Annotated in this window: 21 protein-coding genes and 1 other RNA gene; 10 read left to right on the top strand and 12 right to left on the bottom strand. The window is 65.7% G+C overall.

The window, feature by feature from the left end:
- Window positions 1–39: 39 nt before the first annotated feature.
- On the top strand, window positions 40–1080 hold the full coding sequence (locus GUY30_RS12700) for a GNAT family N-acetyltransferase (protein ID WP_167198161.1): 1041 nt from the start codon (window positions 40–42) through the stop codon (window positions 1078–1080).
- Here GUY30_RS12700 and GUY30_RS12695 read toward each other — a convergent pair.
- The 8 genes from GUY30_RS12695 to GUY30_RS12660 all read right to left on the bottom strand — a co-directional run bounded on the left by GUY30_RS12695 (window position 1054) and on the right by GUY30_RS12660 (window position 9879).
- Window positions 1054–4854, bottom strand: coding sequence for an FtsK/SpoIIIE domain-containing protein (locus tag GUY30_RS12695; protein ID WP_167198158.1), 3801 nt, complete (start codon window positions 4852–4854; stop codon window positions 1054–1056). The genes GUY30_RS12700 and GUY30_RS12695 overlap by 27 nt on opposite strands.
- A 144-nt stretch (window positions 4855–4998) precedes the next feature.
- Window positions 4999–5472, bottom strand: coding sequence for a pilus assembly protein TadG-related protein (locus GUY30_RS12690; protein WP_167198155.1), 474 nt, complete (start codon window positions 5470–5472; stop codon window positions 4999–5001).
- A gap of 1 nt (window position 5473) precedes the next feature.
- Complete coding sequence (locus GUY30_RS12685) at window positions 5474–5938, bottom strand: hypothetical protein (protein ID WP_167198152.1); 465 nt, start codon at window positions 5936–5938, stop codon at window positions 5474–5476.
- Window positions 5931–6380, bottom strand: a complete 450-nt coding sequence (locus GUY30_RS12680; RefSeq protein WP_228281316.1) for a TadE/TadG family type IV pilus assembly protein — start codon at window positions 6378–6380, stop codon at window positions 5931–5933. Before GUY30_RS12680 ends, GUY30_RS12685 begins: the two co-directional genes overlap by 8 nt.
- A 7-nt stretch (window positions 6381–6387) precedes the next feature.
- On the bottom strand, window positions 6388–6666 hold the full coding sequence (locus tag GUY30_RS12675) for a hypothetical protein (protein ID WP_228281922.1): 279 nt from the start codon (window positions 6664–6666) through the stop codon (window positions 6388–6390).
- An 83-nt stretch (window positions 6667–6749) separates the two neighbouring features.
- On the bottom strand, window positions 6750–7688 hold the full coding sequence (locus GUY30_RS12670) for a type II secretion system F family protein (RefSeq protein WP_167198149.1): 939 nt from the start codon (window positions 7686–7688) through the stop codon (window positions 6750–6752).
- A complete protein-coding gene (locus GUY30_RS12665) occupies window positions 7685–8659 on the bottom strand; it encodes a type II secretion system F family protein (protein WP_167198145.1) in 975 nt (324 codons plus the stop codon). Before GUY30_RS12665 ends, GUY30_RS12670 begins: the two co-directional genes overlap by 4 nt.
- Window positions 8656–9879 carry a TadA family conjugal transfer-associated ATPase gene (locus GUY30_RS12660; RefSeq protein WP_167198142.1) on the bottom strand — a complete coding sequence of 408 codons (1224 nt, stop codon included), beginning with the start codon at window positions 9877–9879 and terminating at the stop codon, window positions 8656–8658. The genes GUY30_RS12665 and GUY30_RS12660 overlap by 4 nt, the downstream gene beginning before the upstream one ends.
- Before the next feature lie 296 nt (window positions 9880–10175).
- Between GUY30_RS12660 and GUY30_RS12655 the strand changes: the two genes are divergently transcribed.
- The 9 genes from GUY30_RS12655 to GUY30_RS12615 all read left to right on the top strand — a co-directional run bounded on the left by GUY30_RS12655 (window position 10176) and on the right by GUY30_RS12615 (window position 17254).
- Complete coding sequence (locus tag GUY30_RS12655) at window positions 10176–10688, top strand: ferredoxin reductase domain-containing protein (RefSeq protein ID WP_167198139.1); 513 nt, start codon at window positions 10176–10178, stop codon at window positions 10686–10688.
- A 163-nt stretch (window positions 10689–10851) separates the two neighbouring features.
- The gene (gene prfB / locus GUY30_RS12650; protein WP_167198136.1) at window positions 10852–11976 is read left to right on the top strand and encodes a peptide chain release factor 2; all 1125 of its coding nucleotides are present in this window, start codon (window positions 10852–10854) and stop codon (window positions 11974–11976) included.
- 230 nt (window positions 11977–12206) lie between these two features.
- Window positions 12207–12896, top strand: coding sequence for a cell division ATP-binding protein FtsE (gene ftsE, locus GUY30_RS12645; protein WP_025780920.1), 690 nt, complete (start codon window positions 12207–12209; stop codon window positions 12894–12896).
- Entirely contained in the window at window positions 12893–13807 is a 915-nt protein-coding gene (gene ftsX / locus GUY30_RS12640; protein ID WP_167198132.1) for a permease-like cell division protein FtsX, read from the top strand. Before ftsE ends, ftsX begins: the two co-directional genes overlap by 4 nt.
- Before the next feature lies 1 nt (window position 13808).
- Window positions 13809–15038 (top strand): M23 family metallopeptidase, encoded by a 1230-nt coding sequence (locus GUY30_RS12635; RefSeq protein WP_167198129.1) that lies wholly within the window; start codon window positions 13809–13811, stop codon window positions 15036–15038.
- Window positions 15039–15201: 163 nt separating this feature from the next.
- Entirely contained in the window at window positions 15202–15672 is a 471-nt protein-coding gene (smpB, locus tag GUY30_RS12630; RefSeq protein WP_167198126.1) for an SsrA-binding protein SmpB, read from the top strand.
- 221 nt (window positions 15673–15893) lie between these two features.
- Window positions 15894–16271: a transfer-messenger RNA gene (gene ssrA / locus GUY30_RS12625) on the top strand.
- 198 nt (window positions 16272–16469) lie between these two features.
- Complete coding sequence (locus GUY30_RS12620; RefSeq protein ID WP_167198122.1) at window positions 16470–16823, top strand: SdpI family protein; 354 nt, start codon at window positions 16470–16472, stop codon at window positions 16821–16823.
- 236 nt (window positions 16824–17059) lie between these two features.
- Window positions 17060–17254: a DUF418 domain-containing protein gene (locus GUY30_RS12615; protein WP_167198119.1), complete on the top strand. Its 195-nt coding sequence runs from the start codon at window positions 17060–17062 to the stop codon at window positions 17252–17254.
- Here the strand turns inward: GUY30_RS12615 and GUY30_RS12610 are convergent.
- From GUY30_RS12610 to speB, 4 genes are all read right to left on the bottom strand, one after another.
- Window positions 17235–18911, bottom strand: coding sequence for a thiamine pyrophosphate-binding protein (locus GUY30_RS12610; protein ID WP_167198116.1), 1677 nt, complete (start codon window positions 18909–18911; stop codon window positions 17235–17237). The two genes, GUY30_RS12615 and GUY30_RS12610, sit on opposite strands and share 20 nt — an antisense overlap.
- A gap of 323 nt (window positions 18912–19234) precedes the next feature.
- Entirely contained in the window at window positions 19235–20821 is a 1587-nt protein-coding gene (locus tag GUY30_RS12605; protein ID WP_167198113.1) for a sodium:solute symporter family protein, read from the bottom strand.
- A gap of 24 nt (window positions 20822–20845) precedes the next feature.
- The gene (locus GUY30_RS12600) at window positions 20846–22549 is read right to left on the bottom strand and encodes a thiamine pyrophosphate-binding protein (protein WP_167198109.1); all 1704 of its coding nucleotides are present in this window, start codon (window positions 22547–22549) and stop codon (window positions 20846–20848) included.
- 2 nt (window positions 22550–22551) lie between these two features.
- A complete protein-coding gene (speB, locus tag GUY30_RS12595; RefSeq protein WP_167198106.1) occupies window positions 22552–23562 on the bottom strand; it encodes an agmatinase in 1011 nt (336 codons plus the stop codon).
- Window positions 23563–23596: the final 34 nt, after the last annotated feature.

The following is a 23596-nucleotide window of genomic DNA, read 5'->3' as shown; positions in this document are numbered from 1 at the left end:
CAAGATTATCAAGTTCCCCACCGCCCAAGGAGCGAGCACATGCCGATTCGAGAGCTGAACGACGGTGACGATCTGCGCCTGAATGAGGTGTTCGCCGACGCGACCACCCCGGCCGGTCATATGGCGAGGTCCCTGTTCCGTCCGTCCTCGGATTCGCCGCTGATCCGCTCCGTCATCGCCGAGGTGGTTCCCGACGTTCCCGTCGGAGCCGCCGCGATCGCTGAATCCCCGCTTCACCCCTACCGGGCGTGGGTCCACGTCGAGGTCGCCGCCGAGGAGCAAGGGCATGGTCAGGGGCGTGAACTCTTCGAAGCGGTGTGTGCGGAGACGCGCGGAACCGCGCTCGAAGGCCTCGATCTGCGCGCCCGTGTGCAGGCCGGAAGTGCGGGCGAAGGCTTCGCTCAGGCGCTCGGCTTCACCCCGCTGACGACGACCCGCGTGATCAAGGTGCCCGCCGGTGCTCTGCCCCCGGCCGGCGGTGGTCGGGCCGAGGACCTCGAGATCGTCGCGACGGGGTCGGTGAAGCTGACGAAAGCTTTCCTCGCGTGGTACACCGCCGTCAACCGAGATGACGCTGTCGGACCGCTGACCATCGGACAGGTGAACAACGCATTCCTCTCCGAGGCGGCCGGAGCCCATGGTGCCGCGCTGCTGAATGGTGCCGCCGGGACCGCCGAGGCGGGCGGGCTCAGCGCCTTCGCCGTGTCCTATGCGCGTGAAGCCGATGAGTCCGCCGGCGTTCTGCCCTCGGCCGGTGAACCGGGTGCCGGAACCGGTGCCGGGGACGGGACCGCTGTCGTCGATCAGGTCGTTGAGGAACCGCCGACCGAGCTCATCCTCGGATCCATGTTCGAAACCCGTGACGATGCCGCCGAGACAGGCGGCGAGGACTTCGCCGCGGCTGTCGCCGACGCCGAACTCCTGCTGGCGCGGCTGTCGGTCGACGCCGATGTCGTCATCGAAGTCACGAGCGGAATGCCCGTGGTCTCGGCGCTGGCCGACCGCCTGCTCGAGGCGGGAACAGCGACCGAACTCTACCGTTACGAGACTCTCTCAGGACCCCCTGCCGACGTGAGCTGAATCAGGCTCGACGACTGTGGGGCTGAAGAGGCGAACTGGACGCGTCTGTTCTTCGGTGACGAACCAGCCCGTCCCCGCCTGCCCGTCGAGCGAGGCGTGCCGCAGCACCCCGAGCCCGGTGAGATCCTGCTTGGTGTGCACACCGAGCACGAGCAGCGGCCCGAGGTTCTGCGCCTTGGACAGAGGGGAACCATAGCCAGGAGTGAACCGTGTCGGCACGGTGAGCACATGGAAGCGTCCGTCGAACAGATCCCAGTCGACCGGGTCCGACTCGATGTGGGCATCGTCGTGGACAGAAACCCCGCCGAGGCGGTGTACCAAGGTCGCGAATCCGGTCTTGCCGCTCTGCGGGGAACCGCGAACAGTGAGAACCGAACCCTGCCGCAGGGGATCCCACACGACGACGTCGCCGAAGACGTCGATGCCGATGGGGATGACTCCGGGCACCGCCATGCTGCCGAAAGATTCTTCGCTCTCGCTTGCCGGTCGGTCAAGACCACGCCACCGCGGAGCGAATTCCTCGCGGGACTCCGGTTCGCCAGAATATGCGCCGAGGATGTTCGTGTCCTCTCCCAAAATGGACGAGTCATGTGGTGCCGCGTCACTGGGCACGAATTGCACATCGGCACCGTCTCCACCCGCAGACTGCACTCGGGGACCGCGGATGACGGCGCGAAGATCCGGCCATCTGCCGGCGAACCGCTGTCGGCTGAGTCCGACGCTCGTTCCGTCGTCTCCTGCCTCGGGCGGGAAATTGATCTGAGTGGCGAACCGAGAACTTCTGCTCGTCACGTTCCGACACCCGGCGAGCAGGAGCTTGAGATCCGATCCGGCGCCAAACCCAAGGAGGCGATCAGCGCGCTCCGCCCAAAAGTGGTCGAGCGAGTCGACGAATTCCGCCCAATTGCTGCAGACGAGCAGACTCGGCGCGTGTCGGCTCGTCGTCGCTCCTGCTGCGGTCGCGGTGCCGTCACCGTCCGGGGCGATCCTGCCCGGGCTCCCGTTGGCAGAGAGATGGTCGAGAACCGCCTGGATCTGCCAGCCCGTGTTCGTTCCGCAGCCGATGTCGGCCCAGTCGAGGGCCGAGGCGATCCTGCCGATCGCGATGATCCGCCGGGTCGGCGCCGCTGCGCGAGCCATATTCACGAGCACGGATTCCACGGTTTCGGGGCTGCCGCCCGTCAGGACCGTGGAACTGTCCACATGCGGATCGAATGTCCACTTCAACTGCCGCTGTTCACTGGGGACATCGATGATCCCCGTGATCACTGTGCCGAGTCCTGTGTCTGCCTCTACCGTCCCCTCGGCGTCCCGGGTCGGCCCTCCAACTGCCCAGGCCGCCATGTCCTCCGGAGTCGGCAGGGGCGGCAGCACGATCTGTCGCTCCTGCCCTTGACGCGACGACTTCTCAGGCATCTCGTCGGCTCCGGCCGCTGCATCGTTCCCGGGCCCAGCATTGTCCCGCGTGGCGGCGACGATGTTGTCGACACTGACACCGTGCACTCCGCTGGCCAGCGACGGAACCGGTCCCCGGCCCCACGGACGAACGCGAGGCCGGATGGCCGCCTCGGCGTGGGGGCCATGTCCGAAGGGCACCGCCACGCGGAACTGGGTGACGCTGATTCCGGAGTCCAGGCAGGCGGCGCCGGGCTTGTCCGCAGGCAGGAGTGCTCCCGCCTCGGTGCCGATGACGTCGAAGGAATCGGTCTCGTCACGCACTCGCAGGCACACACGGATGTTGATGTTCGCCTTCATCTGCCCGGTCACAACGCCCATGGGGCGCTGAGTGGCGAGAATGAGGTGAACGCCGAGGGATCGTCCCAGCGCGGTGAGGTGTTCGAGCAGATCGGCGGCGCGAGGGTGAGTGGCCATGAGCGCGTGGAACTCGTCGATGACGACGACGAGTCGCGGGGGAGGGGCGGCGAGGTCGGCGACATCGGCGCATCCGTGGTCGGCCAGCAGTCGTTCACGGCGGGTGATCTCAGCGCGCACCGAGACGAGGGCGCGAAAGGCAAGTCCGGAGTCGAAATCGTCGAGCACGCTGTCGGTGTGCGGCAGCCCCTGCAGAGGGGAGAACGTAGCCCCGCCCTTGAAATCGATGAGGACGAAACGCAGTCGCCGAGGCGGCTGTGCCAAGGCCATCGACAGCAGCCAGGTCTGGAGGAGCAGGGATTTTCCGCTGCCCGTGGTGCCGGCGACGAGAGCGTGGGGACCGTCGGAGAACAGATCGATTCCGACGTCACCGTCGGCTCCGCGACCGATCGGCACCGGCCCCGAGGCGGGGCGCCGCCACCGCGACCGGATGGCCTCGGGCGCATCGTCGCAGAGTTCGCCAAGCCCGTGATCGGGCCAGGCTCGGGGCTCGGTCTGCGCCGAGTGACCACAGTGCAGAGTGACGAATCGAGCAGCCGGCATGAGGGTGGCGATGAGCGTCCGGCCGGGCACCGGGCCGCCGGGTGCGGTCGAGGACGTGGTGCGCGCCTGCGCGAGAGTTCCCACCGTCATCGACACCGCAGAACCGGCATGCGGGGCGGTGAGCGTGAGCACGGCAGGGTGGGCCGCCTCGTCGAGGGTGATCGCGATGGGGTCATCGGCGGTGTCCGCGGGTCGGCCGTCGGACCGGGTCAGGTGTGCGGAACGGTCGGCGGAGAATTCGGTGCCTGCAAGCTCCGGCAGACGCGCGAGCTCGGGGTCGGGCCGCCACCTGAATCGTCGGTCGGCCAGCCACGCGAAAGCCATGGTGCGCAGGACTGCGGGGGTTCCGCTGACGGTGACCGTCGTCGTGCGCGGATCGATGCGAACTGGCATATCGGTGCAGACGACTCGACCGTCGACGTGGTCAGTTTCGTCCTGCAGGCTTTCGTCGACGGTGAGGTCGCTGAAGACTGCCCCGAAACCCAGGCACAGACCGGGGGAGGAGAAGAGCAGGTGTCGGTGCGTGGCCTCGAGGCGACGCAGCCTGGCGCGGGCCTCGGCCAATGCCTCGTCGCGGTCGAGCAGGCATCGTGCACTGTCGCGGGTGAAGCGCTTCTTCTCCACCAGGTAGGCGACCCATCCGGAGAGCGGGGCCGAGACGCTGAAGAGCAGGAACCACCACATTCCGGTGACCACGGCAAGCACGACGCCGATGCCGACGGGGATGAGGAACGTCCACCACTGCGGAGGCCTGGCCGGTCGAGGATCGTCGATCGTCTTCGGCGCGATATGGATGTCGTCGCTGCGGTGCAGCGGCGGGGACCGTATCGGCGGAGCCGAACGGGAAGCCGAGTACGAAGGGTCGGCCGACGAACTGTCGGCTGTGCCCGGTGCGAGCACGGTCGCACCCACATGAATGGCGGGCTGGTCACTCGTGGCATCGAGCTGCAGCGGTTGCGGGGTGCGGGAGATGCAGGGGTCGACGAGTGTCAGGCAATCGGAATGGGGCAAGCGAGAGAGAAAGGCTCGCCGTGGGTCGAGTGTCAGGATGAAGCCGGAGTCGGGCCCTGCCGTGACGGATACGGTCGTCGATGCGGAGCCGGCGCAGTCGTCGGTGGTGCGCAGAGAATCCGCACCGACGACGGTGATGGGATTGAGTCTCTGCCAGTGACCCCAGCTGATCGAATCGAGCCTGTGGTTCTCGAGCCGGTTGCCGGCGAGGAGGTCCTCAGGAGTCAGTTCCGGTCCGAAGGCAGACCGGAAGACGTCGAAGGCAGGCTGGGCGGAATCGGCTTCGACGCTGATGCTCGTGACGGCTCCGTTCGTCTCGAGGCGGTGGATGAGTCCCAGGGTTCTCATGCCTATAGATTCACCGGGAGCATATGGGTCGGGCAAGAGGGACAAAACGCCCTGTGGAAGCGACATGGACGTCCACACCCTCAGGATGCGTGAGTGGGGCCAGTTCCCACAGGCATCGGCGTCGGAGTGGACGACGCGCACCGATCAGTCGAGACGCAGGGCGCCCCGGGCATAAGCGGTGGCCTGGAGGTCGATGAGGCCGGGTACGAACGGTGAGAGCAGCGCCGGAGAGTAGCGGGCCTCGATGCGGATGCGCACCGAATGTGTCCCATCGGCATCGGCGCTCAACCGCAGTTCTCCCATGTCCTTCGGGGTCGGCACCGCTTCGAGGTACCGTCCGGCGGCCCGTTTGGCCGCGGGAGGTGAGAACACGAGGCCGGGATCGTCGCCGGGAGCCGGTTCGAACGAGTCCGATGCCGCAAGCGCCGCGGAATCCGCCAGCCCCTGCAGTTCGCGGCGCGCCATGTGCAGATCGGTCAGGGCAGCGATGAGGAAGGCCAGCAGCAAGGCGATGACGACGAATCCGATGGCCAACGGTGTGATGGACCCGGCATCCGATTCATGATCGATCTGCGCTTCTCGGCGCCGCTCCGGAATTTGCTCACTCGTGGTCGGCATGTCACTGACGTCCTGTGGCGACGACGTCGGTGTGGTTCGCGCGCAGAGTGATATGCGGTGACCGGTCGGAGCCGAAGAGGAGTGGGAACCCGGGCAGTGACACCTTCGTCTCGACACGTGCGGTGACGAGAGATCCGGCCTGTCCACAGGGTCCGGAGCACGAGTAGGTGATGGAGGTCGGTGCATCCCGCAGTCCGAAGTCAGCGAAATGCATCTCGGCAACGGCGTGGGCGCGGGCCTCCGAGGGGTTCGCGTCGCGAGCGGCGATGCGTGAGGCCGACATGGCCGCCGAGGTGGTCGCATAGCTGGCCGCCTGCAGTTGGGAGAGAGTGAGCATGAGGTAGATGACCGGAATGAGCAGGACGACGGAGGCGAATATGAACTCGATGACCGCCGTTCCCTCATCGGCGCCTCTGGACTCGGCGACGTCGGAGGTGACGCCTTGACCGAGCTCTGCCTCAGTCACGGTCGATGTCCTCGACGATGGATCGTCCGCGCAGCTCCCAGACCTCGGCCGGTCCCCACAGCCCGAGGACCGGAAGCGGAGTCGTCACCTGAACTTCGACGATCTCGACGGCACCGTGCTTTGACGTCGAGACGGTGACCTTCTGGGCATAGCGCTCGCCCACGGACACTCGGATGAGGTCGCGGGTGAGCTTCTGCCCGTCTCGTGGAGTCTGATCGGCCAGGCTCGCCTGTCTTGCTCCGGCGATGGCGGAATCGATGACGGTGTTGCGGACATGGATGACGAGACCGATCTGCAGAGCTCCGGCCAGGATGAGAGCCAGCAATGAGGCGATGAGAGCGAACTCGGCGACGGCGGATCCAGCATCGCTGCGCTCGCCTGCCGCGCTCACCGAGGCGGCCCCCAGTCGGTCTCCCCGTTCCGTGTCGTCGTCTCTGCGCACCGTGCGGTCACCCGGCCCCGCGGACCTTGTTCATCGCGTCCTGGAACATCGAGGTGAAGGCCTCGCCGGCCAGCGCCCACAGTGCAACCACCAGTCCCGCGGTCATCAGGGTGATGAGGACCCAGCCGGGAACGTCTCCGCGATCGGGCCGGTCGACTTCCTCGGTGAGGTTCGGGTCGATGCCGTGGTCGGCCGCCTCGGCGATAGTGGTTCCTCCTCGCGGAGGAGGACCGGGGATGAGCCCGAGCATGAGCGGGACGAGGCGGTAGGTGAACTGGCGGAACATCGTGTCTCCTTCTTCGGCGAGGTCGAGGTATCGATCCGCGTGGTCGTTGATGCGGGAGATGGTCGTGGGCGTGGGATTGGTCGTTACGGACTGAGGTCGAGGACGGTCAGCGACGGGAAGACGGCGAAGATGACGGTGACGGGAAGCACGAAGACGACCACCGGGATGAGCATCCCAATCTCTTTGCGACCGGACAGTTCGAGGAGGCGCCGTCGGGACTGTTCACGCACGTCAGCGGCTTGGGAACGGAGCACTTCGGCCAGCGGGGTGCCGCGGGTCATCGACACTGCGAGGCCGTCGACGAACTGGACGATCTCGGGGATGGCGATGCGAGTGGCCATCGCATCGAGCGCGTCGACCAACGGCGTGCCGGTGCGAGTGGCGGCCAGGGCCGCGCGGAGTTCGTCGATGAGATCGCCGGAGCAGGTCCGGCACACTCGTTCGAGAGCTTCCACGATCCCCTCACCGGCGGTGATGGACAGCGCAAGGAGTTCGGCGACGGTCGGGAACTCAGCGAGCACACGGGATTCGTGGCGGGCGATGGCTTGACTGAGTCGCCAATCGTTGACGACGTGCCCGGCGATGCCGCCGCTGATGACGAGGACGATTGTGACGATGGGGGAGAAACCGCGCTGTGCCGACAGGGCACCGGCCAGACCACCGGCGACGATCATCCCGACGAGGATGCTCAGCACCTGGTTGATGCGGAACCGTTCGATCGTGGCATTGCCGCCGAGGCGGTCGATGCGCAGCCGCAGAGTCGCATCCGTGGTGATGCGCGACGTCACCCACAGGGTCGAGCTGACCAGCCAGGACTTCACCAGTCCCCAGAATCCCTCGGTGCGCGGGGTCGGCGGGGCGTAGATGTCGACCAAGGATTCCTGATCCCGCAGATAGGGCGCGATCCGCGACGACAGCGTCGGTTTGCGCAGCGGTGGGAGGGAGAGCACGAAGACGCACAGAGCGAAGCCGTTGAAGAGTCCGAGGGCCAGTATCGACCAAGGCTCGCCGAGGAGGTTCATGCCGCCCGCCCATCCGCAGCGTCATCGCCGTCGGAGGTGAATCCGCTGCTCCTTCCAGCGCTGCCTGCAAAGCGTCGGTGGGCGGCGCTGAGCGAGGAACCCTCGATGACCCGGGGTTCGGCCGGGAGCCGACCGATGCGCTTCATCGCCTGATAGGCCAGCAGAGAGACGACGAAGCCCGCAGCCAGGAGGAGCAGCCCGGTTCGCGAGTTGTACGCCGCCGCCGTTTCGGGTCGGGTCGACAGGAACGCGAGCACCACCCACGGTGCGGCGACGGCCAATCGGGCGCCGTTGACCGTCCACTGCTGACGGGCGGAGAGCTCATTGCGGGTGCGGGCATCATCACGGACGAACTGTGCCAGGGTCCGCAACATGGTGCCCAGATCGCTGCCGCCGACCTGCCGAGTGACGCTGAGCGCGACGACGATGCGGTCGGCCACCGGGTCGGCGCTGACTTGCCGGAACCGCTCCAGTGCCAAGGCGAACGAGCCGCTGGCCCGATATTCCTCGGCGAAGACTTCGAACAGTGGTCGCAGCGGTTCGGGTCCGCGATGGGCCAGAGAACTCAAAGCCTCGGGCAGGGACAGCCCCGCACGGACTCCGGAATTGAGATGGTCGAGCGTCTCGGGCCACAGCTCGCGCCGCATCACCTGCCTGCTGCGCGCCCGATGCTGCAGCGCACGGTGCGGCAGCCAGGACGCGAAGAGACCGAAGCACAGCGCGATCGCCCACGAACCGGTGAGCACCGTCGAGACAACCGCAACCACACAGAACGCCGCGACCGAGATGAGCAGCAGATGCGCCGGACGCAGCCTGGGAAATCCGGCCCCGGTGAGCATGTCATCGAGTTCGCGCACCCACCGCGACTGCGTCCGTTTGCCCGGCGGTCGCTGCCACAGCGACATCCAGATGAGGAAGAGTCCCGCCCCGAGGCAGGCGCCGATGAGCAGAGCGGACTGCGAATAGCTCACGCCGCCTCCAGAACGGTGTGAAGATCGCGGCCGATGGCCGCAAAACGCTCGCCGAGGTGGCCGAACCCCTGGCCGCGGATGAGCTGTCCGCGTGGCGAATGGAAGATCGTATCGAGTTCGACGACGTCGCCTTCGACCCCTCCGGGCACCGCGCAGATCTCATCGACTCGGCGCGCCCCGGACGGGTCCCGCCGCAGATGGACGACGACGTCGAGGCTGACGGCGACGGTGGGCACGACGAACGCCGAGGAGATGTTCGCCCCGGCAAGAAGGGGCAGAGTGCAGATCTTCGTGATCGCCGCGCGGGCGGAATTCGCGTGGATGGTGCCCATCCCGGGTAACCCCGAATTCAGTGCGACCAGGAGATCAAGGCTTTCGGCCTCTCTGACCTCGCCGACGATGATTCGCGTCGGCCGCATCCGCAGCGCCTCTTTGACGAGAGCGCGGAGGGTGACTTCGCCGGTTCCTTCCAGCGACGGCTGGCGGCATTGCATGGGAACCCAGTCGCGGCTGGGCAGATTGAGTTCGAAGACCTCTTCGCAGGAGATCGTGCGTTCGCGGGCCGGAATCGACCCGGCCAAGGCGTTGAGCATGGTCGTCTTGCCCGCCTGAGTGGCCCCGGACACGAGGATATTGGCCCCGCACGCCACGGCTGCGTCAAGGAACTCGGCGGCCGCGGGAGTCAGAGACCCGGAGGAGACCAGGCTGGCGAGATTGCGCGGCCGGGCGATGAACTTGCGGATATTCACGGCCGGATGGGCGCGAGTGATATCGGGCAGCACGACATGCAGGCGGGACCCGTCGGGCAGGATGGCGTCGACAAATGGTTGCGAAAGATCGACGCGGCGGCCCGAGGTCCGAAGCATCCGCTCGATGAGGTCATCGAGTTCGCCGGAGCTCAACTTCGTCGTCGTCAGCTGGTGGATTCCATCGACGGCGATGAAGACCTCGCTCGGGGAGTTCACCCAGATCTCTTCGACATGCGGGTCATCGAAATAGTCCTGCAGAGCACCGAAGCCCGAGAGTTGATTGTCGATATGGCGGAACGTCGCCTCTTTGTCTTCGAGAAGAGGAAGGTCGGCGACGAGGCTGCGCTCATCGTATTCGGCGATGACGGTGCGAATGAGCTCGCGAGAGCGCTGAATATCGGCGCGGGGATCCACATCGAGATCTCTGATCCGTTTGTGAACCTCGCTGGTGATGACTTCGGTGGCTTCCACTCTGAACCCTTGCCCGATCATTCAATTGACAGCGTGATTTGCTGTTTAACCTAGCTGTAGTCGAATGAAGAATCTAGTGTATTCCCAAATCTGTGGATAACCGGGAATCGATTCCGCAAATGCTCAACGTGTAGTTTCACGACTGTCATTGCGCCGATTCTTCGTCTTGCGCGGGGGTGGGATCCGGTCTATATTTTCCTCACTAGCCTTCGCATGACGCGATATGAGCCGCGCCGTCGGCGGGATGAATCAGATCTCCCGCCGGCCGCGCCGAGGCGGACATCCCCGCAGGTGAGGTGTCGAGCTTCATCCACGGCAACGTCTTCGAAGGCGACACGGTCCGCTGCTCCCTGCCCTACGGCGACCTCGTCGTCGAAGACGCCGAGACTCCGCTGCTCCTCATCTCCGCAGGCATCGGCTGCACCCCGATCCTCGGCGCGCTCAACGACCTCGTGTCCAAGGAATCCAGCCGCGAAGTCACGGTCCTCCACGCCGACCAATCGATGGCCGCCCACGCCCACCGACAGGAGATGGCGCAGCTCGCCGCTCAACTGCCGGGCGCCCGGATGCACCACTGGTACGAACAGCTCGGCGCGCGGACGACGAACGAGACCGTCCACGAAGGCTTCATCGACCTCGCCGAGGTCGACGTTCCCGCCGACGCGCAGGTCTACCTGTGCGGCCCGCCCCCGTTCATGAAGGCCGTGCGCCGCGGACTCGACGCACTCGGTGTGCCCGAGTCCAACATTCACTTCGAGGTCTTCGGCCCCGACACCTGGGCGACCGTGCCCGAACTCGTCCCCGCCTGAGTCGGGATCGCCCGGTCCGGGTCGGATCACTTCCGACCCGGACCGGGGTGGTCGTCCGTCCCCGAACCGGGGGATTGTGCAGATGCGCGCCGAGGTGGCCCCACCTCGGCGCGCATCCGTCGGTTCTGGGCGGGGTGGGTGCATGCACTAGAATCGGATCATTATGGCCACCACTGATTACTCTTCTGAAATCGCCAACCTCCGCCAGACGTACAAAGCGATTCTCGACGTGTCCGATCTGGACAATCTACGCGACGAGGTTGCCGAGCTCACGGAGCAGGCATCGTCACCGACATTCTGGGACGACCCTGATTCGGCGCAGAAGACCTCGGCCAAGCTCTCGCACAAGCAGGGCACCCTGGAGAAACTCGAGAAGTTCGGCGAACGCATCGACGATGCCGAACTGCTCGTCGAGATGTCCCAGGACGAAGGTGACGCGGACTCACTCGAAGAGGCCGACCGTGACATCGCGAAGCTGCGCGATCAGCTCGCCGAACTCGAGATCTCGACGCTGCTCAACCACGAATACGATGAGCGCTCCGCCGTCGTGACCGTGCGCTCGGGCGCCGGCGGCGACGACGCGACCGACTGGGCGCAGATGCTCACCCGCATGTACGTCCGGTGGGCGGAGAACCGCGGCTACAAGGTCCAGGAGCTCGACACCTCATATGCCGAAGGTGCGGGCATCAAGTCCGCGACCATCCAGATCGACGCGCCCTACGCCTACGGCACGCTGTCGGTCGAAGCCGGCACTCACCGGCTGGTGCGCATCAGCCCCTTCGACAACCAGGGACGCCGCCAGACCTCGTTCGCCGCCGTCGAGGTGGTCCCGCTCATCGAATCGACCGACCATGTCGAGATCGACGAGAACGATCTGCGCATCGACGTCTACCGGTCGTCGGGCCCCGGCGGGCAGTCGGTGAACACGACGGACTCGGCCGTGCGCATCACCCACGAACCCACGGGCGTGGTCGTGAGCATGCAGAATGAGAAGTCTCAGATCCAGAACCGTGAGGCCGCCATGCGCGTCCTCCAGTCGAGGCTCCTCGACCTCAAGCGCAAGGAAGAGGCGGCGCAGAAGAAGGAGCTGGCCGGCGACATCAAGGCAAGCTGGGGCGATCAGATGCGCTCGTACGTCACCCACCCGTACCAGATGGTCAAGGACCTGCGCACCGGCTACGAGGTCAACAACCCCTCTGCCGTCTTCGACGGTGACCTCGACGGACTCATCGAAGCCGGCATCCGCTGGCGCAAGGAACAGGAGATGGCCGAAGAGGCCGAGGCCTGAGCCTGATTCTTCGAGCAACAGGCCTGTTTCCTCGGGCAACGGTACCGAGCCGTCTCGCTCGGGCGACGGCCGACTGAGGGTCGGCCGCCTCGGCGAGGTTTCGACCATCACCGAGGCGACTGTGAACTTCATCAGATCGCAACACACGCCCGGCCGCCTCCGCGAACATCACGGAACTGTTACGTACAGTGGAAGCGGCCGAGCCACCCGCAACATGATTGAAGACCGACTTGATCAGATTCGACTCCGTTTCGAAGTCCTACGACACACGTTCCCGCAAAGCACTCGACGACATCTCGTTCGAGGCTGACCGCGGGGAATTCGTGTTCCTCGTCGGGGCCTCCGGTTCGGGAAAGTCCACGGTCATCCGACTCATTCTGCGTGAAGAGGTCCCCAGCGCCGGACGCATCCACATCGCGGGGAAATCCGTGGTGAAGATGCCCAGCTGGAAGGTGCCCTACCTGCGGCGGGGGATCGGAACCGTGTTCCAGGACTTCCGCCTGCTGCCGAACAAGACGGTATTCGCGAACGTCGCCTTCGCCCTCCAGGTGATCGGAAAATCCCGTGCCGCCATGTCGACCCTCGTCCCCGACGTCCTCGAGACCGTGGGTCTGGCCGGCAAGGAGAAGCGGTACCCCAGTGAGCTCTCCGGCGGTGAGCAGCAGCGTGTGGCCATCGCCCGCGCCGTGGTCAACAAACCCGGAATCCTGCTCGCCGACGAGCCGACGGGCAACCTCGACCCGGCCACCAGCGCCGACATCATGAACGTTCTCGAGAAGATCAACCGCAACGGCACCACCGTGCTCATGGCCACCCACGACGGCGAGATCGTCAACCGGATGCGTCGGCGGGTCATCGAACTGCGCGAAGGCGAAATCGTCCGCGACGTCGAAGAGGGCACCTACGGAGTCGCCTCATGAGGGCCGGGTTCATCCTCTCCGAAGTCTGGTCGGGACTGCGCCGGAACTTCTCCATGGTCATCTCCGTCGTGCTCGTGACCTTCGTGTCCCTGCTCTTCGTCGGCGCTGCGATCCTGCTGCAGATGCAGGTCGGGCAGATGAAGGACTTCTGGTACGACCGCGTGCAGGTCTCCGTGTTCCTGTGCCCGCCGGATTCGGAGGCGACGAACTGCGTCGACGGTGAAGTCACGGGAGACCAGAAGGATCAGATCCGGGCCGAACTCGAAAGCTCCGATCTCGCTCCCTATGTCGACAAGGTCTACTTCGAAGACAAGACCGAGGCCTACGAGCACTTCCAGGAGCAGTTCAAGGGCACCAGCCTCGAAGGCACCGTGCCCAAGGACGAGATGAACGAGTCCTTCCGGGTCAAGCTCAAGGACGCCGAGAAGTACGACATCATCAAGGAGTCGTTCTCGTCGACCCCCGGGGTGGAAGAGGTCGTCGACCAGAACCAGCTGCTCGACCGCCTGTTCGGGGTGCTCAATATCGCGACCATCGTGGCGATCGCGATCGCCGGCATCATGCTGCTGTGCGCGATGCTGCTCATCGCCACCACCATCAGACTCTCCGCGTTCTCGAGGCGCCGGGAGACCGGCATCATGAGGCTCGTCGGCGCGTCGAACACCTTCATCCAGATGCCGTTCCTGCTCGAGGGCGTCATCGCCTCGGCCATCGGTGCGACACTGTCCGCCGGTGCCCTGGGACTGCTCGTCCACTTCGGAGTCAGCGGTTGGCTGCAGTCGCAGGCCACGGGATTCAGCCTCATCTCCGGATGGGACGTCCTCCTCATCACCCCCGTACTCATCATCATCGGCGTACTCATGGCCGGAGCATCGTCGCTGATCACGCTCAACAAGTACACGAAGGTCTGAGATGAGACGCAGACTCGGACTCGTCCTCACGGCAGCTGCGCTGGCAGTGGTCATGCCGGTCGCCTCGGTGGTGGCCGATCCTCGCGACGACAAGAGCGAGGTCGACGAACGCGTCAAGGAACTCCAGCAGGAGTTCGAAGGACTCGACGAGGACCTCGCCCGCGTCATCGCCGAACGCGATGCCGCGCAGGAGAAGCTGCCGGATGCCGAAGCCGAATCGAAGGCCGCCGACGATGCGCTGGCGAAGGCGATCGAGAAGGATGAGGACATGGCCGCGCGCCTGACCTCGGCGGAGAACGCGCAGAAGGATCTCAAGGACACGATCAAGTCCGGCACGGAGGAGATCGACAAGCATAAGACCTCGGCGGCGCGCATCGGACGACAGGCATACCAGAACTCGGGCATCACCTCCGACCTGGCGATGCTGCTGCAGATGGCCGAGGGTACGAGCGCCGACGGCGGCATCGGGCGCGTCGACTCCGCTGTGCGGTCGCAGCAGCGCACGATCGACAAACTCTCCGAACAGCGGGCGCTGAACAAGAACAACGAAGAGCGGCTCTCGGGCGTGACCGATAAGATCTCCGACCTCAAGGACGAAGCCGCCGAGGCGGTGCTGGCCAAGGAAGCCGCGCAGGTCGATGCGAAGAAGAAGGCCGACAGCCTCAACGACCTCATCTCCGCGAAGGACGATGCGGAGAAGACGATCTCCGACAACAAGGACAAGACCGAGAAGCAGCTCGCCGACGAGAAGGCCGAACAGGAGCGTCTGGCCGAGAAGGTCCGGGAGTGGGAGAAGGAACAGGAGAAGAAGGGCAAGTTCGTCTTCGGCGACGGCGTCCTGGGCAACCCGGCCAAGGGATACCCGACGACGTCTCCGTTCGGATACCGCATCCACCCGATCACCGGCGCGAAGAAGCTGCACACCGGAATGGACTTCGGCGTGCCCTGCGGAACCCCGATCCGTTCAGCAGGCGACGGAATCGTCGTCACCTCCGGTTGGACCGGCGGCTACGGCAACCGCGTCGTCATCTCCCACGGCAAGATCAAGGGCAATTCGATCGCGTCGACCTACAACCACAACACGAAGCTCAAGGTCCACGACGGGCAGAGGGTCAAGAAGGGCGACATCATCTCGTACTCCGGCACGACGGGCGCGTCGACCGGCTGCCACCTCCACTTCGAGATCATGGAGAACGGCGGCTACGTCGACCCCAAACCCTTCATCTTCTAATTGCTACCCGACGGCGGCCCAGCAACCTGGCGCCAGGTTGCTGGGCCGCCGTCGGGTAGTTCTGGGAGGGGACGGGCGCGCGGAAGGCGGCCGATGGGATAGAATTGATGGCTGTGCCCGCGAACGTGTGCACAGGTGATCGGAAGCAGAGAGGAGGCCGGTCATGCCGAAGGACACAGGCAAGAAAGTCATTGCGAGGAATCGCAGGGCGCGCCACGACTATCACATCGAAGACACGTGGGAGGCCGGACTCGTACTCACCGGTACCGAGGTGAAATCGCTGCGCGAAGGCCGAGCATCGCTCACCGACGGTTTCGCCCTCATCTTCCAGAATGAAGCGTGGCTGGAGAACGTCTATATTCCCGAATACCTGCAGGGGACGTGGACGAATCACTCGGCCCGCCGTCGTCGTAAGCTGCTGCTCCACCGCGAGGAGATCCTCAGGATCTCGCAGAAAGTCAAGGAATCCGGCCGGACCCTGGTCCCGCTCGAGCTCTACTTCGACGGTTCACGCGTCAAGGTCGAGATCGCCCTGGCCCGCGGCAAGCGCGAATGGGATAAGCGTCAGGCACTGCGCGAAGCGCAGGACAAACGCGAAGCCGAACGCGCCATGAAGTCCAAGCAGTACCTGTAAGGGCCGGTCGATGGCGGGTGAGATCCCCGCCATCACCATCGTCTCTCGACTCCTTCGCCGAGGCGGTCCGAGCGTATCCGAGCACGCCCGGTCACATATTCGCGGAGTTCAGGGAATGCAATTGGCTCGGTCTGCGTTGTACGAGTATGCTGGAGTACCTGATCGGCGCCAGCAGCCGCCTCGGCGGATGAAACAGCTGATCAGTTTTGGTAACAGAATATGGGGATGATCGGTTTCGACGTCGGACACTGCGTCGGGAGAAGCGGGCCGAGAATGCAGAGTCATCTCGTTAATGTCCTCTGCAAAACAATAGGTGCTAAGTCTAACAACCGCACCGATTTCGCCCTCGCTGCCTGATAGAGCGCGAGCTGCGAATCCGTCAGCCTAGAGTTGCCTCTGCTCTAGATCCTGGCGTCGTTTAAGAGGCCACTGCTTCAGGCACATGTTGGGGGTGCCTGAGGGACTTTTACTCAACTCCGTTCGTTGGCTTACGTGTTCGTGCGATAGCCAGAACCTAAGACACTACTTCACGAACTGCGCCCGGAGAAGTCCTGACAATCTGCCGACGGACGCGGGTTCGATTCCCGCCATCTCCACGTGTCACAGCCCCGGATTCCGCAAGGATCCGGGGCTTTTCGCTGTCCGAAAGCCCCCGGACAAGCAACGTCGCCCCGTCGAAAGGACACCCTCGCCGAGGCGGCCAAACAGTTCCCCTCCCACCTGTCCCTTCGTCCTCCGTTGAGTTCAACTACCAGTGCGATACGGTGGATCCGAGTCCAAGGAGGAGACCGGCCCCGATGTTCTATCCGCCGCTGATCGGCTACCTCGTATTCGCCGTTGTCTGCGTCGTCCTCGTGCAGGTCATCCGCGGCGACCGCCTGCCCCGCAATCGTGCGATCGGGATCCGGTCAGCCAAGACGATGCGGTCCGACGCTGCGTGGCGGGCCGGTCACCGTGCGGCAGTTCCCATGCTTATCACCATCGGAATCATTGCCATCGGGTACGCGCTTGCGCTCTTGGGCGTTGAGTTCTTTGCCTGGCCGAAAGCAGTCGGAGATGTTCTCGCGGTCTCGGGGTGGCTGCTCATCCTCGGCCTCTTCATCCGAGTCTGGTTGACCGCGAACCGTGCGGCGCAGTCCGCGGACGACTGACCTCCCGCAGTCGCAGTCCGCAGCCGACTGACCCGCGCCCCGTCCGCCCGCGACCCGCCCACCAGGCAGGCACTCTTCCGGCCACTCGGCCGAGCACGATCAGCCATTGGGTGAAGGTTCCGCCTGCCCGAAACCGGAAGGATTGACAGAGTCAGACAGCAGCCATCTGCCGACCACGATCCTGTGGCCGAGCGCGGTGACTGCCCACTCCGATCCGGCAAGGATTCCCACCACTGATGATGAAGGCACTCATCGCGCTGGTGATCATCGTCGTCCAGATCATCGTCTCGACCCTGTGGCTGCGCCGCTTCGGACAGGGACCTCTGGAGAAACTGTGGCGCCTCGTCACCTGGGGTCGCGCGAAACATTCGGCGACGCACCGACATCAGCACCGCGACCAGCCGGGTGCGTTCACGAGTTCACGCGAATAACCTCTTCTTGGTACGGCGCGATGACCTCGCCGGAGATCCGCAGATCGAGGAGCAGGAAGGGTCGCTCATCAACCGGGCGGGTCTTCCACTCCTCGACGACGGCGAGATCGGCGAGGGACCGCACGGCGACTCCGTGTCCGCCGGCGGCCGTCGCGAGGGCTGCAAAATCGATCTCGTCGATGAGCATGGGGGACTTCTCCAGTCCCTTGAGCCCGTACAGGTTGACCTCGGCACCGTAGGCCGCATCGTTGAAGATCACAGCCATCCCGCGACCTCCGGCCACCCGGATCGCGGTATCGAGGTCGGACAGCGCCATGGCTCCGCCGCCGTCACCGCTGGTCAGCACGATCGTCGAGTCCGGGTTCGCACGGACGGCTCCGGCGACGCTGTGCCAGCCGAGCCCGATCGATTGGAAGGCGGTGCCGACCATCGCCAGTCGGTCTGGTGCGCTGGGCTCCCAGAACATGTTCGCCCAGGCGATGAAATGTCCGCCGTCGGAGACAACGACCCGATCCTCGGGCAGAACCTCGCCGAGGCGGTTCGCTGCTGCACGCGGATCGAGCCGACCGTCCTCGGCGAGCTCCGACCCGACGACGTAGGCGCGGTCGGCGGCGGTGTCGACGGAATCGTGCCAGCGCGTGGTCGCCCCGTCCGAAGTCCTCACGCCGTCGACACTCCCCGCCTTCAGCCGTTCCAGAAGCTCAGCGGCAGCAAGTCTCGCGTCGGCTCGGACGAACCCGCCGACTCGAGCATTCGTTGCGCGTTCGTCGGTGTCGATCTGCCATACCGTCGTCGAGGGGTGGAAGAGCTCGCCGAAACGCATCGTGAACTGGTTGAGCGAAGCACCGAAGACCACGGCCACATCGGCTTCGCGGATGCGTTCCATCGCGACCGGTGCGCCGAAGCCGCCGGCGATGCCCAGGTCGTGTTCGGTGGCCGGGAAGATATTGCGGCCCAGCGCGGTCGTCACGGTCAGGGCACCAGTGATGTCGACGAGTTCGCCGAGTTCGGTTTCGGCTCCGGCCAACCAGGCTCCGCGGCCAGCGAGCAGCAGCGGACGTTCTGCTCCGGCCAGGTCGGCCGCGAGGCGATCGAGAGCAGCATGAGCGAACTCGCCGTTCGGCGCCAGCGGTGTCGGACGGCTGGGCCCGGGAACGGCTGGGACATCACCGATCTCCAGAGTCGCGACGTCGTAGGGGATGGCCAGGACGACGGGCACCCGGTAGGTCAGGGCATGCTCGATGGCGGTCACGGTCGCGGCGGCGGCATCGACCCGCCCGACGGTGTAGGTGCGCACTCCCACTGCCGAGGCCATCGCGATCTGGTCGACGTCCCACGGCCGCGGACCGGACGTGGGCTCATCCCCGACGACGAGGACGAGGGGCACTCTGGCTTGGGCCGCCTCGGCGAGTGCGGTGAGCGTATTCGTGAACCCGGCGCCATAGGTCGTGGTGGCCGCGGCGATCCGCCCTGAAGTGCGGAAGTGGGCATCGGCGGCGACGACGGCGCCGGCTTCGTGGCGGACGGCCGTGTAGGTGGCGGAGGTGTCGCGCAGCAAAGCGTCGAGGAAGTAGGCGTTGCCGTTGCCCATGAGTCCGAAGACTTCGTCGATGTGGGCGGCAAGGGTGTGCGCGACGTGCGCGGAGGTATGAGCCATGGTTGGCCTTTCGCGAATGAGATATGGAAGTTCGATCCATATATGTCTCACACGCTGACCCGGCCACTGCGGCGAGTTCGGGGCGCTGCGGTTCAATCGAGCCCGGGCCCGGCGGCTTCGTGCCCCTTTTTCGGGCACCGGCTGATGTGCGCTCGCCCTGTTCGCCGATTCCCGGCGTCGCTGAGGGCGGCTCAGCCTGACTCTTCGAATATAGGCGACTGCGGCGTGAGGCACCAAGTCGGGTGCCGTCCCGACGCCCCAGAACTACCTGACGGCGGCCCAGATACCTCGCGCGAGGTTGCTGGGCCGCCGTCAGGTAGTAATTAGCGGTTGAGGCGGGCCTTCCAGGCGGACATGACCTCGGGCGGGGTCGGCTTCGATGCGAAGGACCCGACGAGGTATCCGACCAGCGAGGCGATGAGGCCGAGGTAGATCGCCGATTCGGCGTAGATGCCGGAGACGATCATGACGACCACGGTGGTCACGGCGCCGAGGATCATTCCGGCCATCACGCCGACGATCGTGCCGCGCTTGAACACGAGACCGCCGAGGATCGGGATGAACAGGCCTGCCACCAGCAGGTTGTACGCCACGGTGAGGGCCTCGACCACGCTGGGCATGATCATCGCGAGCACCAGCGTGACGACGCCGAGCCCGATGAGATAGATGCGCGAGTCGCGCACCTCGTCACCGGTCTCGCGGACCAGCGACCGCACGAGCGTCGACTTCGCACCGGAGCCGGAGCCGGCAACGCCCGACGCATTCGCCGAGGCGGCCGATCCACCCGTCGCTGCGCCGTCCGCAGCAACGCCGTCCGCCCCGGCTCCGTCAACCGCGGCACCCGAGCCCGCACCAACGTTGCCACCCGAATCAGGCACGATGTCCTTGCGGGCGAGGATCGGCTCGACGATGTCCTGACGGCACACGGTCGAGGCCGCCATGAGCGACCCCGACGCCGTCGACATCATCGCGGCCAGAGCAGCAGCGAGCACGATTCCGCCGAGCACCGGCGACATCGAGGCATCGACGACGGCGACGAACACATCGTCCTGAACCTCGATGCCGGGCACGATCTTCGTCGCGGCCATGCCGATGAGTGCTCCGGCCACGGCATAGAGCAGGCAGTAGACGCCGGCGGAGAAGCCGCCCCACCTGGCCACACCCGGGCTGCGGGCGGTGAACACGCGCTGCCAGATGTCCTGGCCGATGAGCAGGCCGAGGGTGTAGATGAGGATGTAGCCGAGGATCGCCTGCCAGCCGATGCCCACCGGTGAGGTGTGCGTTTCGGGCAGCGACGAGAACAGCTCGGAGAAGCCGCCGGATTTCGAGAGCACGAGCGGCAGCATGATGAGGAAGATGCCGATCGTCTGGATGAAGAACTGCACGAAGTCCGTCAGCGTGATCGACCACATGCCGCCGAGCATCGAATAGAGGATGACGATGCCGCCGCCGATGAGCACCGACCACACCTTGTTGAGGTCGAACAGGGCATGGAAGACCGTGGCGTAGGCGACCGTCGACGTCGTCGAGATCATCAGACCGTAGGCGGTCATGATCGCTCCGGACACGAATCGGGAACCCTTGCCGTAGCGGAGTTCGAGCATCTGCGAGACCGTGTAGATCTCGAGCTTCTGAATCTTCGGAGCGAAGAACAGTGAGAGCACGATGATGCCCAGACCGATCGACAGCACGAGCCACATTCCCGACAGCCCGGCGGTGTAGCCGAGACCCACACCGCCGATCGTCGACGCGCCGCCGAGGACGACGGCCGACATCGTGCCGGTGTACAGCAGCCCGCCGAGGCGACGGCCGGCGACGAGGAAGTCCTCCTGATTATGGGCCTTGAACCGGCCCCAGACTCCGAATCCCACCATGGCGGCGAGATAGATGATGACTACCAAAGAGTCCACAGCGACCCTTTCTGTTGGATCGGCTCAGTGACCGACGGTGATGTGAATGGCGGTGGGTACGGTGCGACCGAGCGCCTCGGCGATGGCCTGCGGCAGCGCGGAATCGATGTCCGCCTCGGCGATCGTCACCCCAGCCCCGCCCATGGACTGACCGAGCTTCGCGAAGTCCGGACGGGCGAGCCGGACGGCGAAGGGTTCGATGTCGCGATCGACCATCTGGCCCTCGATCTCCGCGTACCCACCGTTGTCGACGATGACGAAGGGAATTCCCAGTCCCAGCTCGGCCGCGGTCATGAGCTCCTGGATGGAGAACATGGCCGCACCGTCGCCGAGGATGCACACGACCGGTCGCGCAGGATCGGCGAGCTTCGCCCCGAGCGCGGCGGGAATGCCGTAGCCCAGGGTCGCGAATCCGGGCATGTACAGCAGCTGATCCGGCGTGCTCGCCGTCAGCGCGTGCACCGTGCCATCGTAGGTGACCTGCGAGGAGTCACCGGAGATGACGACGTTCGCTCCCGCACCGTCTTCGACGAGCCGGGTGACCCTGGCCCCGATCGCGTCGAAGTCGAAATCAGTGGCCCAGCTCTGCCGGATCCGGGTGACCCGATCGGCCCCGGATTCCCTCGCCGAGGCGGCCGATCCGTGCGAGTCGGACGAAGCCGTCCCGTTTTCCCTCGCCGAGGCGGCGGTGGCCGTTGCTGACTCGAGCGCGGTCATGAGCGCGGTGAGGAACTCCGCGGTGTCCGCGCAGGCGAGGATGTCACCGGGCAGGTTCTTATTCAGCTGGTCGGGGTCGATATCGCAGCGGATGACGGTCTGCCGGGCAGAGTCATCACGGACGCCGATGCTCGTCTGCGCACCGATGACTCCGCCCCAGAGGTCGGAGTCGGCCAGTTCGGATCCGAGCACGATGAGCACATCGGCGGCCGCGGATTCGGCCTGCACGCTGGGGAAGCGCACGTTCGAACCCAGAGACAGCGGATGCGTCTCGGACACGATGCCCTTGCCGTTGGCGGTCGTCGCCAGGGGAGCGTCGAGGGCCTCGATGAGACGGGCCACCTCGGCGTGTGCTCTCCTGGCACCGCCGCCGGCGATGACCAGCGGGCGCGTGGCCGCACTGATCGCCTCGGCGGCGCGGGCCACGACATGTTCATCGAGTCCGGGGCGGCGGCCCGCGAACGGGACCGGCACGCTGCCGTTCCATGCTCCCTCGAGTACGTCGAGGGGAACCTCGATGTGCACGGGTCCGGGACGGGCCGAGTCGAACATGGCGAACGCCTCGGCGACGGCCTGCGCAGCTCCTTCGGCGGTGCGGGTGCGCTGGGAGGACACGAGAAGGCGATTGAGGGCGCCCGAGGAGTCCTTCGTCTCGTGCAGCATTCCGACGTCTGCGCGCTCGAACCCGGTGGGCACACCGGGGGAGAGGATGAGCATCGGCCGGGACTCGGCATAGGCGGTCGCGGCGGCGGTGATGACGTTCGTCAGGCCCGGACCCGAGGTCGTGATGACGACCCCGGGCTTGCCGGAGACGAGGAAGTACCCGTCGGCCCCGTAGCCTGCTCCCTGCTCGTGGCGGGGAGTCACGGCACGGATCCCGAACTCCGGCAGATGCCGGTAGAACTCGAGATTATGGGTGCCGGGGATGCCGAAGATCGTGTCGACACCGTGGGCGGCCAGGGCGGCCACCACGGCACGACCGCCGTTGCGGACGGTGTTCTCGGTGCTCATGGTCAGACTCCGAGGGCGGTGCCGGACGGACCGGAGGGAGCAGTGACTCCGTTGTTCTCCGCCGCCCACAGGGACAGGACCTCGTAGCCGACATGGGCCGCGGCGAGTCCAGTGACCTCGGCATGGTCGTAGGCCGGGGCGACCTCGACGATCTCGGCGCCGACGACGTTGAGTCCCTGGAGGCCGCGGATCGAGTTGAGCAGCTCACGGCTGGTCATTCCACCTGCCTCGGGGGTGCCGGTGCCGGGTGCGGCCGCGGGGTCGAGGACGTCGATGTCGACGGACAGATAGACCGGAGCGTCGCCCAGGCGACCCCGCATCCGGGCGACGACGTCCTGGACGGAGGTGAACTGGTATTCGTCGCTGCGGATGATCTGGAAGCCGAGCACCTCATCGTCCTCGAGGTCCTTCTTCCCGTAGAGGGGACCGCGGATGCCGATGTGCATCGAGGCCGTCATATCGATGAGGCCCTCTTCGCTGGCGCGGCGGAAGGGAGTGCCGTGCGTGTAGGGCGCACCGAAGTAGGTGTCCCAGGTGTCCAGGTGCGCATCGAAGTGGAGGACGGCGATCTTGCCATGCGTCTTGTGCAGGGAGCGCAGGTTGGGCAGGGCCAGGGTGTGGTCACCACCGAGGGTGAGCAGCTTGGCCCCATCGGCGCGCATGGCGTCGGCGTTGGCTTCGACGGTGGTGATGGCCTCTTCGATGTCGAAAGGGTTGACGCCGAGGTCACCGCAGTCGGCGACCTGCTGCCAGGTGAACGGGTGGACGTTCGTGGCCTGGTTGTAGGGACGCAGCAGCTTCGAGGACTGGCGGATGTGAGCCGGTCCGAAACGGGCGCCGGGACGGTAGCTGACGCCGGCGTCGAAGGGGATGCCGATGACTTTGACGTCGATCTTCTCGCCGGGGCGCTCGGCTTCGACCTCGTCGATGCGCGGCAGCAGTCCGAACGTCGGGGGTCCTGCGTAGCGGGGTGTCTTGCTATAGTCGGCTGGGCCGAGCGGCTGAGACGTCACTGGCTTTCTCCTTCGTCGTGGCGGTTGACCGGAT

Source organism: Brevibacterium pigmentatum, from assembly GCF_011617465.1.
Taxonomy (GTDB): Bacteria; Actinomycetota; Actinomycetes; order Actinomycetales; family Brevibacteriaceae; genus Brevibacterium; species Brevibacterium pigmentatum.
Note: the sequence above shows the minus strand (reverse complement) of the source record. Positions and strands in the feature narration are given on the sequence as shown.